The sequence below is a fragment of the Dyadobacter sp. genome (genome assembly GCF_039919315.1).
In the GTDB taxonomy this organism is placed as follows: Bacteria; Bacteroidota; Bacteroidia; order Cytophagales; family Spirosomataceae; genus Dyadobacter.
This window is the reverse complement of record NZ_JBDSFX010000092.1, coordinates 13,444-31,014: the sequence shown is the minus strand read 5'-3', so window position 1 is coordinate 31,014 and position 17,571 is coordinate 13,444. Positions and strand designations below refer to the sequence as shown.

The following is a 17,571-nucleotide window of genomic DNA, read 5'->3' as shown; positions in this document are numbered from 1 at the left end:
CAGCGAAATAGTGGAAAAAATTACTTTATGTGTGGAAAAGCAGCAGAGAATTCGTAGAAAAAATTTCTCAGAAGCTTTTTATTGTGTGTTCTTGCAGCATTTAGAATAGAATGGGACACCTCGTGCCTGATTTTCCCCGGGACCCTGGCAGTTTCACCTTTTGGCTGTGATATCTTACCTTTTTGTTTTTAGGCCCGTCAGATTTCTTCTTTTCGTAAGCTACCAGTTTGAAATCATATTCGGGGATAAAGTAGTCTTCCTTATACTCAGCTACGGGCAAAGGCATGTAGTGCCGGCCAGGGAAAGACAGGACGTCGTACTCGTAGTCATAGAGGTAAATGGTCACAAATCCATCTCTGCTATATTTTATTCCTATATCCGAAAAAGGGCTGTTCTCATCTGATGAAGCCACCAGCCGCATCATTTCCTTCTGTTTTCCCTTCACAAGGACCGTCATGTTATACTGGAAAACCCTGTGCAGGGAATCAATCTGGATAGCAATGCCCAGGTAATATTTTGCATCTTTGATACGTTCCTGCCCGGCATACATGACCGCGGTGTTATTCAGAGCGCTTTTGTCCTGATAGTTCTGGTAGCTTAGCTTCGCCTCATCGTATTTTTCGAGATAGCGATATACATTCCCCTGGTTTACATTATAAAACTTTCGCGAGGGGGCGGCATCCATTGCTTTTTTGAAGTCCTCGTACGAGCCATCATAACGCGTATTCGCTTCATTCACCTGGTGACGCTGAGCATGCCTGTTTCCAATATACGCCTGCACGATACCGTGGTTATTATGCAGGAAAGGCAGCTCGGGCTTCTCTCGTACCAGGCTGTCGAACAGCAACATGGACTTATCCAGCTGGTCATTCTCCAGTAGCACAATACCCCATCCATTCTGCGCATTCACATTGGATGGGTTCAGCGAAACCGCCTTTTTAAAAACCTGATATCCTTTCTTAAACATATCAAAATGCATCAGCAGGTTTCCATAGTTACTCCACATCAGGTCATATCCCTGCTCGTATTGCAACGCCTTCGCCAAAAACTGTCCAGCCTCCGAGTAGCGTTTCTGATCGATCATAATGCTACTCATTCCGGCCAGCGCCTCATATCGGGCGGCATCCAGTTTGATAGCCTTCTGGAAATCATCCTGCGCGTTGGTTGTCTGTTTTAAATAATATTCAGAAAAAGCCTTGGTCACAAAAAGGTCGGCGAAAAACTTATTATCCTCATTCAGGGCCTTTTCCGCTTTTTTGAAATCTTTCAGCGCCAGGTCATATTTTTTCTGACCATAATTGGCAACCGCCCGGCCAAGATATGCCGGCAGATAAGTCGAATCCTTTTTAATGACCCGGTCAAAAAGTGTGAAAGCGGTCTGGTACTCGTGCTTTGACAAATGCGTATTTCCGATCCCGGATTGCAAGGCTGGGGTTTCCCGTTTCAATGTCGAGGCAAGTCTGTAGTAGCGCTGCGCCTCCGTATTTTGCATCAAGCCATAAAATGAATGCCCCATTCCCAGGTAGGCGTCGCCCCTGAAAGTGCGCTCGTTACTTTCCAGGTATTTTTCAAAAACAGCCTTTGCTGCACCAAACTGATTCAATGATAAAAGTGCATTAGCGTAGCGGATTTGGGCTTTTGGATGTGTTCGAGACACCTTTTCAAAGTCTTTAACGGCCCGCTTTTCATTCCCGTTTCGCATTAGAATATCACCCCTTTGAAGGCGGTAAGCCATTTCGTCCTTCTGCTTGATCGCCGACGACATTTCATCCACCGCTTCCGTCAGCTGGCCATTGAACTTGTACACCATTCCGACGTTGTAGTTCCATTTTCCCGCAGTGCCCTTTGCGGAATTTTGTCCCGCAAAATCGATAGCCTCGCCGTACTTTTTTTGCTTTGCGTACGACACCATGGTGTTCAACGTAGCCTGAGCGCCGCCGGGTGCATCTGAAAAATCATTTCTAGCTGCATCGTAATGACCCGAAAGCAAGGCAAATAATCCACGATTATAATGCAGATACGCATCCTGGGTACTGAGATCCAGCTCTTCCATAATATGAAGGGCTTTTTGGTAGTTACCGGATAATGCCAGAATAACCGCCTCATTGTTCATGCGCTGAACAGAATCGGAAGGCTGAAAAGCTTGCTTGTTGTAAAGAGAATATGCTGCTTGTAAACTGCGGACCCCGCGCTGGTAGGATTCTTCGCGAAGCAATGCCGGATTGTTTTCTTCAAATGACTTGTTGAAAACCGGCAACAAATCTTTTACTATTTTCTGGCACTCACTAAAATCCTGTGCAGATGCTGTATTAGGGGATAAGGCCATCAACATCAGCAATATACCGGAAGAAAAAAGTAAGTAGATTTTCTGTACCATGCGTGTGTTAAATGGCTCAAAAGCTACTAACCTACGAGTAATGTTCCAGATTTACAATTATTGCTTGACCCGCTTAATAAAATCCAGTTAAAATATAATTTTTTCAATAAATAAACTCATACTCATCCCCGTATCAGGTTACTTCGTCACAGTTGAATGCCCGCCCACAAAAACTTCTTCTCCTTTCACGATGATGTTAAGTCCTGATTCAGAAGTGTTTCCAATGGTTACACCTTGCTTGGTCACCCCAATGTGCAGCCAGAAGCCCCTGAAACCAATTCTGAACGAATAGGAGTTCCATTGCTCCGGAATGTAGGGATTCAATGTCAGCACACCATTTTTCACGCGCTGCCCTGCAAATCCCTTCACTATGCTCATCCAGGTTCCGGCCATGGAGGTAATGTGCAGGCCGTCTTCCGTATCATTATTGTAGTCGTCCAGATCCAGACGCGCCGTGCGGACATACATTTCATAGGCCTTTTCTTTCAAACCAATTCCCGCAGCCAGAATAGCGTGCACGCATGGCGAAAGCGAAGACTCATGGACAGTCATCGGCTCATAAAATTCAAAATTCCGTCTGATCACTTCCGGGCTAAACTCGTCCTCGAAGAAGTAAAGCCCCTGCAACACATCCGCCTGTTTGATGAAACAAGACCTCAATATCCTGTCCCAAGACCATTTTTGATTGATAGGACGGTGCTCTAAGATATCGTCGACAGTCAGTATTTCTTTGTCCAAAAACCCTTGCTGCTGCAAATAAACCTGCCTTTCGTTGTCATACGGGAAATGCATATTTTCCACAATGTGCTTCCATTCGGCCAGCTCCTTATTGAGTTGAAAACTGGTTTTCAGGATAATTTCATTCAGTTTTCGCGAATCCTCAGTCCACAATTTGCCGATTACTTCCAGCGTGTACCGCAATGTCCAGGCAGCGATGTAGTTGGTATACCAGTTGTTGTTGACATTGTTTTCATACTCATTGGGCCCGGTCACGCCCAGCATCACGTATTGCTTTTTATCCTCCGACCAGTTTACACGTTGTTTCCAAAATCTCGAAATACCGATCAGTACTTCCAATCCAAATTCGGTCAGATAACTCTCATCGCCGGTGTAGCGGGTGTAATCATAAATTGCATAAGCGATCGCCCCATTTCTGTGAATCTCTTCAAATGTGATCTCCCATTCATTGTGACATTCCTCCCCGTTCATGGTTACCATCGGGTATAGCGCGGCTCCGTCGGTGAAGCCTAATTTCTCCGCATTTTCAATGGCTTTTTGTAAGTGCTTATGTCTATATACGAGCAGGTTACGAGCCACTTTTTGCTCCGCTGTTGACAAGTAAAATGGAATGCAGTATGCTTCGGTATCCCAGTAAGTACTACCGCCGTACTTTTCGCCGGTGAAACCTTTGGGACCAATGTTCAGTCGCTCATCCTCTCCGGTGTAAGTTTGTCCAAGATGGAAAATGTTAAACCTGATCGCCTGCTGGGCAGCCACATTACCTTCGATCGCAACGTCATTCTTTTCCCACTTTTCAGCCCAAGCCGCCAAATGTTCCGAGAACATTTGGTCAAATCCTTTTTCTGAAATCCGGGCGATGTAAAGCTTTGCCTTTTCCAACAGCTCCTCTCTTTTGTAGTTCGCAGAAGACAGGTTCACCGCGTATTTGTAAATTGTAAGCTCCTGCCCCTCTTTCAAATGAAGGCCAGCGGTTGCAGCCACGTATTTCTCTTTTTCCGTTGGAACCGACTGGTAATCTACACTTTGTCCGTCTATTTTTATTTCAAATGACATTCCCGTAGCCACCTCAAACTGCTCAACACCGTAGGGATTTGGCTTTGTTTCCAGGATCAGGTAGGCTTGTGAAGTTCCGGTTTCCCTATGTTTCTCATTCCAAAACGACTCATCGTAATTGGAATCCCTGTTCCTGATATTTCCGTCCAGGTAGGGTTTAATACTGATATGATCTTCAAAATTCAGAGGAGTCATGCTGTAACTGATCGCGCCAGCTTCGTCGTCGACCATGCTGCAAAACCGCTTTGAATGTATCCGTAAACGTTTTCCTCCGGACAATGTCACGGTAGCAGTACGTTCCAAAACACCTTGCTTCATGTTCAGCACACGGGTAAAATCCTCCACTTGGCAAGTATGCAGGTCAAGCACTTCGCTACCGATCTGAATGTCAATCCCAACCCAGTTACAGGCATTGAGCACCTTTGCGAAATAGTTGGGATAACCATTTTTCCACCAGCCAACCCGTGTTTTATCAGGAAAATAAACACCCGCTACATAATTGCCCAGCAGCGTTTTCCCTGAATATTTTTCTTCAAAATTCCCTCTCTGCCCCATTCTGCCATTGCCAAGGCTCATCAGACTCTCCGTGATCTCGTTATGTTCAGGATGAAAGCTATTTTCTACGACGCACCATTCGTCATGGGTAATGTAATTTTTCATTTTGATATGAGAGGTATTGTTTTGAATGCTGGGAAAATGCGTTGGCGTAAGGCTACGCGATTTCAAATATGTAAAAATATAAAATGATTGTCCAAAAAATTTGAAATATGGTATCTCTGGCCAGCACGACCCACCATCCCTGTCCATCTAGTCCAAAAGGTTTTTAAAAATATTTCTAGGAAACCCGTTACCTAATTTGGAGTGCCCCGTCTAAATACACACAACTAAAAAGACGGCTCCATGAAATACAAATTATTGCTTACCCTTCTGCTATCATTATGCTTATTAAAAAGCTTTGCGCAGTTTAAAGCCATTCCAACGGACAGTATTAATTCTCTGAACAACGCCGTTTATTCACTTTTTGCCCAGGAAAATGTTCCAAAACCTCCTCACACCATTCAAAGCCCTAACGCGGCCACTTTGGGATCTTATGGTGAAATAGCAGTTTCACCGTATACTGGAAAAGTTGAAATCAATATCGACCTCCATTCTGTTGTGGATGGCGAGGTTCAAATCCCGGTATCCCTGCACTATGATGCGGCCGGCGTAAGGCCCGACGTACACCCGGGCTGGACGGGTATGAATTTCGGATTATCGACAAACTACTTAATTACGAGAACGGTTAAAGACGGTTTTGACGAGTATATCCCGATAGCTGGCATACCTGATCAATTGGGATTTATAAACACAGGTTCCGTTATCAACGGCAATGACTGGTTCCTTCCCTCTGAAATTAAAAAAACTGCCTTAACGATCTCCAATGTCACAAACACTTTCGTCGACACAGAGCCGGACGAATTTAGTTTTAACCTTCCGGGTATTTCAGGGAAATTCTATCGTGGGAGTGATACGAAATGGAAAGTCCAATGCGACAGGCCCGTAAAAGTAGAACTGATTACCACGCCTAATGTACATTTATATACGCCCTTTATACCTCCGGGAGGTACAAAGGATGTCAACAAATGGGCCCAGTTCAACGGTGGCAGGTACATGGAGCATTTTCAGGGTTTCATTGTTACGGACGAATTTGGCACCCAATATATCTTCGGTGGCAGCGACATGGCCTTTATGGAATACAGCATTGATTTTTTCGATCAAGGCAATGATAACTGGGTCTGTAACGCCTGGTATTTGAAATCTATCCTTCGCCAGACCGGGCAAATAATCAACTTCAATTATGAAAGAGGCGATTTTGTTAACCAGATGTACTTTTCGGTTTATAATAAGTCTACCCGTATTAATGCAGGAAACTCATTCAGTTGTGAAAATTGGTCCTCCCTGATTGGACAGTATGGACCTTATGGTGGAAAGCTCATTTCTCCAATATATCTCAAAGAAATCACAGCCGACAACTTCAAGATCAAGTTCTTATCCAGTGAGAGTACCGAACTGCGCTACACGAATGACATCTTTACAACATACGAAAGCAAGAAAATCCTTGACAATTATTCCAAGCTAGACTTCCTCACATTTCTATACGACTGCTATTATCCCAATTCCAGCAACTACCCCAACAATTGTGGAAACCCGACTCTCACTCAGCTCCTCGCAAAGTTGAAATGGCGAAAGCTCGATAAAATCCAAGTTCAAAATGGCAGCGGGGTTACCATCAAGGAATTTGAATTTACTTATAATAACATCGCGGCGGAAAGGTTGATGCTCCAAAAAGTGCAGGAAAAATCTGGGTACAATGCGACGAAATTGCCCCCTTATGAATTTACTTATTTTAGCAACGGTTTCTCCCTGCCTGCCTATTGTAAATCGCACACCGATCACTGGGGTTTTAATAATGGAAAACCTATTAATGTCCTGAATGATTACAATGCATTTGCCACTTATGGGAACACCTTTCGCAGCCCAGACCCAAATGAAAATCTGTACCGCGTAAATTCGCTTACCCAAATCAAATACCCAACGGGAGGCATAACCAAATTTCACTTCGAAGCGCATAAGTTTTCCAAGGAAGTAAAATTGAAGCGCTGGCAAGGCGAAGACTCTTTTGCATCCAATCAAATAGCGGGCGGGCTTCGGATTAAGGAAATTCATTGTTATGACCCAAACCTTGCCATCCCGACAGTTATAAAAAAGTACTACTACCTGGCCTCATTCAATCCAATCGCTCCCGACACCTCTGCTATTGCGTTATCCAGTGGGGTGTTAGGCGGGAAAGCACAGTACTATTGGCCGGATTACAAGCCTCTGCCGGACGACCCGAATATTACCGTGGAGCAAGATATATTTTCCACGCAGTCCGTTTTGCCTGCATCCGAGAATTCCATGGGTTCCCATATTGGCTATTCACAGGTGATCGAACGATCCTCAACAGAAGGCTGGATAGTACATAAGTTCTCCAACTTTGATAACGGCTATCGCGACGAAGCACCGTTGGGATTTCTTCAACCCAGCACTACGGCATATCAACCTTATAACAACAAAGCTTTTATGCGAGGCAAAGATTTGGCACAGGAAAGATTTTTCCAAAACGGGAATATTTCCTCCAAGACTACCCACTCGTATAACCTCATAGGCGCACTAGCCGATTACTCAGCCAGGTCCGTAAAGACTCAGGTTACAACGCTGTGTGCCACCCTAAATTCAGTTTTTGACGGAACTGCTTATGTCATAGATTGCCGAAAATTCCTACCAACAGAAGTGGTCAATTATTCCTATGACCAGGACAATGCAGCAGCTGTCGCCCCTTCAGTTTCTGGTTACACCTATTGGCCTAACGGGCAGCTTTACGTCAATGCACAGAGTGATAGCAGAGGAAGGAACATCAAAACCTGGTATAAGTACCCCTCCAACCTAGCGGATCCGATCAGTACGGCAATGGTAGCCAAGAATATCATTGCCCCTCCGCGTGAGATCCTGCATTACACCGGAACAGAGGCGGCGCCAGTCCCGATTAAGGCTACCTCCATTTCGTATGACCTCTTCTCAGGGTTTTATTTACCTCAAAAAGTACAAAGTAAGATCTCGCCTGCTGCTTTTTTCACGACTGAAATTGATTTCCTAACCTATGACCTGAGGGGTAATTTGCTGACGTATAAAGAATATGGTGCACCGGCTACCAAGCAGGACTTTTACGGAGTGGCAGATATTGGAAAGACTGATCTCCTGAAAAAACGAACCATTGCAGACGGCGAAGCCATTGCCCTTGCCACCTCCTTCACCTATAAACCGCTCATTGGTGTCGAAAGCATTCAGTATCCCAATGCCAAGACGATCTTTTATGACTACGATAATTTCAATCGTCTCAAAAACACATTAAATAACAATGCTGCTGGTGCTGCCCGTACTTCTTACTGCTATAATTACGCCGGACAAATAGTTGAATGTGCCGCGATAGCATCAATCGGAATTGCTTCTCCTCCTCCGCTGGTGCTATTGGCAGAAGCTGCGCTGCCAGTAACGCTTATTGAATTTCTGGCCACACGCCAGGAAAAAACCGCCGCATTAGCATGGTCAACTAGTAGCGAGACAAATAGCGAACGTTTTGATATTGAGCGTAGTCAGGACGGCAAACGATGGATCAGGATCGGCGATGTGCCTTCTCATCGGGAAAGTTCTCAAACGGAATCGTACTCATTTATAGATCAAACGCCACTGTCAGGAGAAAATCTCTATCGACTCAAAATGGTAGATGCCGACGAAACTTTTGCTTATAGTCGAGTTCAAAGTGTGGTATTTGACCAGAATGTCGGGTCCTCATTGTACCCCAATCCGCTGACGATCGGGGACAAGCTGCATGTTCAGACGAGCGATCCATCCCGGATAAATCGCATCGAAATTTTTGACACAAATGGGAAACTGGTCAAAAACACATCCTGGCAATCAGAAATAGACATGAGCGGGTTGGCTTCCGGATTTTACATGGTGCAAATCAGATTTACGGACGGCAGCACAACCACTCATCGGATCGTCAAACAATAACACTCACTATCAACCTGGAATTATCAAAATGAAAAATCTCATTCTAAGCATCATCGTGCTTGTTGTTACGGTGAATTGTCTCGCCCAGCAAACTAACAGTCGCAATTACATCATTACCCGCACCTTCAAACAATCCGGCGCGGATCCTAATGATGTCAGCAAAGTAACTACCAATGTTCAGTACCTCGATGGTTTAGGTCGGCCTCTTCAAAATGTGACGGTTGGGCAAAGTCCAGCGGGTACCGATTTAGTTCAGCCCATTGAATACGATGCTGCCGGTCGGCTGGTCAAGAAATATTTGCCGTACGTTGTGGCTGGAAATGGAGCTTTTCAAAGCAATGCAGTATCGGGCGCAGCGAGCTGGTATACCGCTAATTCAGCTGGTTTGAACCCCGTCGACCTTGGCAGGCCTTATCATGAAATATTTTTTGAGCAGTCGCCGCTCAGCAGGGTTTCAGGAGAGCAGGCAGTTGGGAACAAAAGTGCCAGCTCTGTGGTCAAGCATAAAGTCAATGCTGCCAATCAGGTCAACCGCTATGATTATGATCCTGCTTTGAATACCGTTGTGCAGGTAGGTCAGTATGCGCAAGGCACACTCACCTATCTGAATATGACCGATGAGCAAGGTAATGTCACCAATGAATTTACCGATCTGCTGGGCCAAATGATCTGCCGGCAAGTCATTTCCGGTGCAGGTACATTGACCACCAATTATATTTTTGATGATCTGGGGTTGCTAAGGGCTGTTCTGCAGCCCAACTATCAGGATGCCGCCTCGCTTGTTGACCACGCATTTACATACGATTATGACGACCGGGGAAGAATGGCCGTTAAGCGTATCCCCGGCGGCGGTATCACTGAAATGGTCTATGACCAATATAACCGGCTGGCCATGTCTCGGGATGCCAACCAGCTTGCCCGGGGAGTTTGGGCATTCACCAAATATGATGCCTTACATAGGCCTATTGTTAGTGGCGAGATAACCTCTGCCCTCAACCGTACCGACTGGTCAGTGGCAGTGGACGCGGCTACCCAGCATCATGAGACAAGAAGCAATGGTACCACGGCAGGTTACTCACTCAGTAGCACGGCACCCAAGAATGCCACAGAGGCTAATCTTCTGACTATTACCTTTTATGATGACTATGCCTTCTCAAAAGCCGCAAACCTTTCTTACAATGCTGGCTACTATCCATCCAACAACCCGAATGTAAAAGGGCAGATCACTGGCGGCAGGACCCGAATGTTACCCGGAAGCGGCGCAGCGGGAGGTTGGCTGACGAGCGCGACTTACTATGACATTGAGTACCGCCCGATCCAGACGACCCGGGAGTTGTATGACCTGGGCGCAGGTTCGATCGAAAGAATATCAAGCCAATACAAATATGACCTCGCACCCGTAGTTTTAGAACTAAAAACGGAGCAGCTGTTGGCAGGTAATGTTACCAACACGCACCTGGCAACTTATTCCTACGATCACGCGGACCGCCTTTTGAGCGTAAAAGAAAAAGTAACCAGCGGGGCCAATGTGCAGGAAGCGGTCACCGTTGCCCAGCGGTACAATGCATTGGGACAGCTGCAAAGTAAATGGTTCCATTCGGCAGACGGCGCAAAGTTCAGGGTGCGGACGGATTACACCAACAACATTCGCGGCTGGCTAACGGAAGGGAAAACCGTTTACAAGAAAGATGTCGCCGGCCCCGATGTCCCCTACTTTGGTTTCGGGCTGACTTACGCCAATGGGGCAAATTACACCAATGGGAACATCAGCCAAATGCAGTGGCAAAACAAGGATGATGTTGCATTCACGAAGGGGCTCAGTTTCAGTTATGACGGGGCGAATAGGCTGACGGAATCAACTGGTCTGAATGGATATCTGGACACCGAAAAAAGTATCACCTATGATAAAAATGGGAATCTAAAAACACTGTTGAGGGCAGGGGCAGCGGTTGACAATCTTGCGTACACTTACCTCGGCAATCGGCTTTCGGCTGTCACGGATGGTTCCGGAAGTAACCTGGGTGTGAAGAATGGGGTAAGTAATTATGGCTACGACGCCAATGGAAATATGATTTCCGATGGGAACAGAAACGCAACTTTAACTTATAATTACCTGAATTTGGCGAAGACGGTTACGATTGGAGGGAAAACTTTGATTTATGATTACGACGCGTCCGGGACAAAACATAAATACGCAGCCGATACGGTAACATTCAAATATGCCGGGGCTTTTGAATACAAACAGGTTGGGGCGGCTAATGGCTTAGACCGTGTAAGTTTGAGCGAAGGCCAGGCAGTTTTCAGGAAAGGGGTGTTAAAATTTGAATATAATCTTAAAGACCATTTAGGGAATGTCAGGGTGGTTTTTGATGAGTTTGGGCAGGTTTTGCAGCGGACGGATTATTATCCGTTTGGGTTGAGTATCAACCGGGATGGGGCTGTGCCGAAGGTACAGAATTGGGTCAATAGGCGTCTGTATAATGGGAAAGAGTTGCAGGTTGGGAGTGGGTATCTGGATTATGGGGCGCGGATGTATATGCCGGAGATTGGTAGGTGGGGGGTGGTCGATCCGCTGGCGGAAAAAGGAAGGCGTTGGAGCCCATATGACTACGGGAATAACAACCCGATTAGATTTATTGATCCTGATGGAATGCTCTCAGTACACGTGAATGAAGAAGGAACCGTTCTTGGAAATTACAACGATGGAGACCAAGGTGTTTACCTTCATGAAGGAGCGAAAACATCAAAAGATTATAAAAAAGACTATGACAAAGAGACCAATACTTCTGCTAACGGCGAAAAATTAGGTCAACTAGGAGGCGGAATCAATATAGACAAAATCTACTCAAACATCTTAGAAAAAAATTCTTCGGAGGCAGAAGGAATAGGTTTGATAGAATATCATAACAAGGTAAAAAATGATGCAGAATGGGACTATAAAAATCGAGCTAATACAATTTTTGGTTTGGTAAATCGCTTGGGAGATAACACTAAATTTGTGTTTGAGGGTACCGAAATGGAGGCACAAGATGTAGGCAATCATCATTATGGAGTCGTAGGCCGGGCGGCCGGATTTAACGAAAGGCTTTTATCAGAGCAGGCAGGCGTAGCGCAGATCAGAGGGGGTACCTCAAGGCCAGAATGGCAAAAGTACAGATGGACCACTGTGCCAGGTTTGGGGGTTAGCATCCCATCCGCAGTGCCGCTACCTCCCTACGGCGATGACCCAAGAGATCAGCGATTTATTAAAAGGGGATTTAATTATTTTAACCGGCATAATCGTGAAAGGTAAAAAATTGTTTGTAGTCGTGCTTGCATCATGTTTTCTCTTGATCGTCTCAGCAGTCTTCTTATTAAACTATCCATGGCTCACTGGTGACACTAAGCCCCTCGCTAAAATTTATTTTAACGAAACAGCTCTTGATATTACATTCATTCAATCATCTATATCACGAGATTTTGTTCAGATTATTTATACGGACAAAAAAGGAAATCAGAAAATAGTTAAAAACATTGAAGACAAAAATCGCCTTGACGGATATCTCGTCCTAAATGACTCAACAATCAGGCTAATTTTAAATAGGGGTCGCCGAATTAACAAGGCAGACACGGTTGACGTATCGCTTCAATTATATGAAAAATAATTATGCCCTTGATATTGGCAATTTATCGACCATAGGAGCATTTTAAATCACAAGACCAGGCTCCGAAACGGAGCCTGGTCTGTTATACAGCATACTGCGTTTTGGCATTAAAATTCCTAATGAGCGCATCAATGACCCTGAAAATCTGTTTGCGGTCAGCATTGAGCATTTTAGAAAAACTCCAATACAATCCCAATGAACTCAAATCCTTGCACACAGCTGACTGGTAACAAGCAAATGCATCCCTAAAAAAAATTGAAAAGTATGTGACCAACTGACAAGGGCTCCGTCTAAAAGACATCAACCTTATCAATTTCTCAATGAAACAAATTTTACACTTCTCATTTGTATGCGCAGCATACCTGGCCCCGCAAACTAATCTTCTAGCACAAGGCCAACTAGTAGAAGGCTACATTATCACCAATCAAAACGACACCATTCATGGTTTGATTAAAGATGAAGGCTGGACAAGAAGCCCCGAGACAATCCAGTTAAAAGTAAAAAATGGGCCATTGCAAACATTTTCAGCAGATGATACAAGGGGATTTGGTATTAGTGCCACCAATGAAATCTATAAAAGTAAAAAAATAGGCTTGCTGAATATTACATTGACGCAGATGTACCTCACGGCTCCATTTTTGGAAACAAAAGATTCGGCCCAGGTATTTTTGCAGGAGATTGTAACTGGCAGCAGGGCTACATTGTACGAATTCCTCAATGCATCAGAACAGCCCCATTACTTTCTTGAAAAGGGTAATTTATTGAAAGAACTGTATTATTATCCATTTCATAAATCCATTAATGACAGGGCTTACCTTTTGGTTTATGATGAATATAAAAAACAGCTTACCAGATTATGCGTCGATGCGGATGGCTTTAAGGCTTATATGCCTCCCTATCAAAGGAAATATTTGAAGCAATACATTGAAAAATATAACGATGCTTTTTCCCGTGATTACAAATTGTTAAAATCGGAAAATCGTGGAGTGACATTTGATGTCGACGTCAATATCGCTCTTGAAAATTGGAATCAACCACCCGTTGTACTCACCAATAAATTCACTTATGGTTTTGGGCTGAGGGTCAACTTTCCTAGAAAATTTCGAAACCGGTATCTCAAATTCAACATTTTTACTACACCGGACGCGATGCCACGGAATAATGCTACTCCATATGAAGAGATTCCGTTGACTACATTGGAGATCGCGGTTGGAAGTCACTTCGGCGCGGGCAAGATCCGCCCTTATCTTGGCTTTCAATATAGTGGGGTACACAAAGGTCGCCGACCAGATTTTGTTGGGTTTCAAACTGGTGTAAGCTATAAGCGGCGATTTTACCTGGAAATAGGCCATTTTGCCAATTTTAACGTTGCGATTTCGAAATCCAAGCTCTTCACACCTCCCAGAATCAGCCTGCACTACATGATAAATTTCAATTCAACACGGGGTAAAATTCTTTGATCTTTAAATCACTAATGCACCTCTCACATCTTAATACGCCAAACACAAAAATCACATCAACCATGCACTTGTCAGTTATTTACAAACAAATCGAAAAATACTTCTCAGTGGATCAGGTGATCAGACTGGAAATTTCACAATCTACAATGTGCCGCGTGTATATTTGGCTACTTATCCTTTTTACAGCTGGATGCCGGGAGAAGGAACTGATGGTGGAAGAGCTCTTTTTTCCTGGTAATTGTAGAATCTTATCTTATGAACCTCGGGATGGCTATTTTATACCGACGCTGTTCCAATACAATGAGCTCGGCGCGCTTGAGGGCATTAAAAGTTCACTTCCCCTAGTACCAAGCTCGAAGTGGGCGTTTGATTTAAAAGGCCGTCCTTTGGAATCGAGCGGTGAAATTCTATTTGCCGGATCTGAAATTGTCCCTTTCATAACATATGTATATGGTGACAAAGGAATCAAGTCAATCGAAGAGTACAGCTATTACTTTGATATAAATGGTTCAACTAAGCCAAATAAGACTTTAAGAAAAATAAATAAACATATTTTTGAATATGGAAAGTCTGATAAGCCCGAATCTATGGAGCTAATTTACATGGAAGATTCAGCAGGTATAGAAATTATTTCTAAGCTATTAAGAAGGTATGAATACCAGTACGACAGCAACGGAAATCTGACTACGGAGCTATATCTTGAAAGTGAAAAAGGTCAAATGATTCTTATAAAGCACTAAGACTCATTTCTATGATAATGAAATAAATTCACTGGCACAGCTTCACTTTATAGCCTTTCAAACCTATCAATCGCCTCCATTTATGTTCTCCAAAAACAATTTGGTACATACCAAAATTGAAGTCAGCCCTACGTATTCCTATACCGCAGACTATAATCTGAAATACGATAATGAGGGCAAAATTAATGACGATGGAAAATGGTTTCGTTCAATAAAATGGGAATGCAAATAATTTCGTCTAATCCGACACAATCTATACGTACGGCAGAATGAGTCTCCCCCTTACTCCCCAAACGCCACCAATAAATCCGCTACCCGAAATTCATCAAACCCTGCCACTACGATATCCGCCTCGGTCAGTATCGATTTATGCCCGATACCCACAGCGAACATACCTGCGGATTTGGCGGATTCGATGCCGGCTACGGCGTCTTCGAAAACAACGCAGTGCTCCGGTGCAGTAAGTAAATCTTCTGCTCCCATTAAAAAAACCTGAGGATCGGGTTTGCCTCTGGTGATCCTGTTGCCGTCTACGATGGTTTCGAAATATTTTAACATATCGATTCTTACCAGGATTATACGGGCGTTTTTGCTCGCTGAACCCAGTCCGATTTTGATGTCTTTTGCCTTTAATTCATCTAAAAATACTCGAACGCCCGGTAATGTGTCATCCGGCGTCATTTGCTGGCAGAGTTCCAGGTAGTGAGCGTTTTTCTCCGTGGCCCGCCTGATTTTTTCTTCCTCTGACAACACCACGCCACCAATCGACAAAATAATATCCAGCGATTCCATTCGGCTGATTCCTTTCAGCAATTCATTCTGTCCGAGGGATAAATCGAACCCCAGATCGTTGGCAACCTTGCGCCAGGCGATGTAATGAAACCTGGCCGTGTCTACAATTACTCCGTCCAGATCAAAAAGGCAAGCTTGTATTGAGGGCATATTATTTCAAATTTAATATCTTGCAAAGTAGTAAAATTCCCGTTCTCTTGCTCCATAGCCAAAATCCACCGGCTTTCGACGGGTTAACGGGCTTATCCAAATCAATATAGAACATATGTCACTTGCCAACAAAGATAAATTCATCATATACCAGGTTTTTACTCGATTGTTCGGCAATCAGAATAGTACCAATAAATTTTACGGGACCATTGAGGACAACGGATCAGGGAAATTCAATGACATTAATGACACGGCCCTGTCTGCATTGAAAGATTTTGGGATCACGCATATGTGGTATACGGGCGTGCTGGAACATGCGACGCTGACCGATTACAGCCAGTACGGCATCGCCACTGATCATCCGCTGATCGTCAAAGGAATTGCCGGCTCGCCTTATGCGGTTAAAGATTACTACGATGTCGATCCCGATCTGGCGGTTGACATTCCGAACCGTATGCTGGAATTTGAACAGCTTTTGGAGCGGACGCATCAGCATAACTTAAAGGTGATCATTGACTTTATCCCTAATCACGTGGCTAGGCAATACCATTCCGACGCCCGCGCTCAGGGTATCAAGGACTTTGGCGAGGACGATGACAATACGGTCACTTTTAGCCGTGACAACAATTTTTATTACATCCCAAACCATGATTTTGTAGTTCCGGAAGGACATAAACCGCCGGTTGATATCACAAGCCCATACCATGAACGACCTGCAAAAGCGACTGGAAATGACGTTTTTCAGGCCCAACCCAGTCAATACGATTGGTACGAAACGATCAAACTGAACTATGGGGTGGACTATCTGAATAATCGGGCGACCTATTTTGGCCCTGTTCCTTCTACCTGGCTCAAAATGCGCGATATACTGCTTTTTTGGGCAGCCAAAGGCGTTGATGGGTTCCGGTGCGATATGGCGGAAATGGTACCGGTCGAGTTTTGGTCCTGGGTGATCCCGGAAATCAAAAAAGTGAATGCAGAAGTAATTTTTATTGCGGAAATCTATAATCCGTATGAGTATCACAATTATATCAGCATTGGGAAGTTCGATTATCTGTATGATAAAGTAGGCCTGTATAACTCCCTCCGCAAGTTGATCGAGGGTCACGGTACTGCGGAGGACATTACCAGATTATGGCAGCAGGAATCAGGTGACATTGCCCCGAATATGCTCCGATTTCTAGAAAATCATGATGAACAGCGCATTGCGTCGAGATACTTCGCTGGCGACCCGTGGCTCGCGGTACCTGCTATGGCAATGAGTGCTACCATGCATACCGGCCCGCTCATGCTCTATTTCGGACAGGAATTAGGGGTTAACTCAACTATTTCGGAAGGTTTTCAAGGCGAGGACGGACGTACTACCATTTTCGATTACTGGGGAGTTACTGAATTTCAGCAGTGGGTGAATGGTGGTAATTATAACCTCGATCAGCTGACCAGTGAACAGAAGAAGCTGCGTGCATTTTACGAAAATCTCAATCATTTTGTACTCGATAATGAGGCTGTGTATGCGGGTGCCTTTTACGATCTTCAATACGCCAACATCGACGGACAAAGTTACAATTACGATAAAACCTGCATTTACAGCTACCTGCGCTATACCGACAATCAGAAACTCCTTTTTATTTATAATTTCAACAGGGATAATTCCATTGAAACCACGGTCAGGATCCCGCAAAATACCTGGACTGATTTTCTAAAACTCGGTAACACCAGCAACTACTTTCTCAAACCTGTATTCCCTGATTTTATCACTGCTCACAATCTTAAAACTGCTGAAATCACGTCAACCGGCGTACAAATAGAGCTGCCACGCGTTTCGGTTCTTGTTTTTGAGATTGCAGAGAATCAACATTAAAATCACCAATTGTAAAATTTAAATAGCTTTTATAACAAAAACTTCAATTTGTGCTACGCAAAATGAAGAATGTTTAAATTTACTTTTAGTGGTTGTCAGGTACAAGCAATTTTGCTTCAGATGACTTAGTGCATTTGGTGTAAGTAAATGCTTAAATGGA

General features: G+C 44.3%; 9 protein-coding genes. 6 read left to right on the top strand and 3 right to left on the bottom strand.

Annotated elements, in window-relative coordinates:
* Nucleotides 1-100: 100 nt before the first annotated feature.
* The gene (locus ABIO93_RS27070) at nt 101-2,377 is read right to left on the bottom strand and encodes a hypothetical protein (protein WP_348073138.1); all 2,277 of its coding nucleotides are present in this window, start codon (nt 2,375-2,377) and stop codon (nt 101-103) included.
* A gap of 138 nt (nt 2,378-2,515) precedes the next feature.
* Nucleotides 2,516-4,831, bottom strand: coding sequence for a glycoside hydrolase family 65 protein (locus ABIO93_RS27065; RefSeq protein ID WP_348073137.1), 2,316 nt, complete (start codon nt 4,829-4,831; stop codon nt 2,516-2,518).
* A 240-nt stretch (nt 4,832-5,071) separates the two neighbouring features.
* Here ABIO93_RS27065 and ABIO93_RS27060 point away from each other — a divergent pair, with 240 nt between their 5' ends.
* From ABIO93_RS27060 to ABIO93_RS27040, 5 genes are all read left to right on the top strand, one after another.
* Complete coding sequence (locus tag ABIO93_RS27060; RefSeq protein ID WP_348073136.1) at nt 5,072-8,764, top strand: T9SS type A sorting domain-containing protein; 3,693 nt, start codon at nt 5,072-5,074, stop codon at nt 8,762-8,764.
* A gap of 28 nt (nt 8,765-8,792) precedes the next feature.
* Entirely contained in the window at nt 8,793-12,056 is a 3,264-nt protein-coding gene (locus ABIO93_RS27055; protein WP_348073135.1) for a DUF6443 domain-containing protein, read from the top strand.
* Nucleotides 12,046-12,408, top strand: a complete 363-nt coding sequence (locus ABIO93_RS27050) for a hypothetical protein (protein WP_348073134.1) — start codon at nt 12,046-12,048, stop codon at nt 12,406-12,408. Before ABIO93_RS27055 ends, ABIO93_RS27050 begins: the two co-directional genes overlap by 11 nt.
* 320 nt (nt 12,409-12,728) lie before the next feature.
* Entirely contained in the window at nt 12,729-13,868 is a 1,140-nt protein-coding gene (locus tag ABIO93_RS27045) for a hypothetical protein (RefSeq protein WP_348073133.1), read from the top strand.
* Between the two features lie 62 nt (nt 13,869-13,930).
* Nucleotides 13,931-14,608 carry a hypothetical protein gene (locus ABIO93_RS27040; RefSeq protein ID WP_348073132.1) on the top strand — a complete coding sequence of 226 codons (678 nt, stop codon included), beginning with the start codon at nt 13,931-13,933 and terminating at the stop codon, nt 14,606-14,608.
* 282 nt (nt 14,609-14,890) lie between these two features.
* Here ABIO93_RS27040 and pgmB read toward each other — a convergent pair whose 3' ends face one another.
* Complete coding sequence (pgmB, locus tag ABIO93_RS27035) at nt 14,891-15,550, bottom strand: beta-phosphoglucomutase (protein WP_348073131.1); 660 nt, start codon at nt 15,548-15,550, stop codon at nt 14,891-14,893.
* A 115-nt stretch (nt 15,551-15,665) separates the two neighbouring features.
* Here pgmB and ABIO93_RS27030 point away from each other — a divergent pair, with 115 nt between their 5' ends.
* Entirely contained in the window at nt 15,666-17,411 is a 1,746-nt protein-coding gene (locus ABIO93_RS27030) for an alpha-amylase family protein (protein WP_348073130.1), read from the top strand.
* Nucleotides 17,412-17,571: the final 160 nt, after the last annotated feature.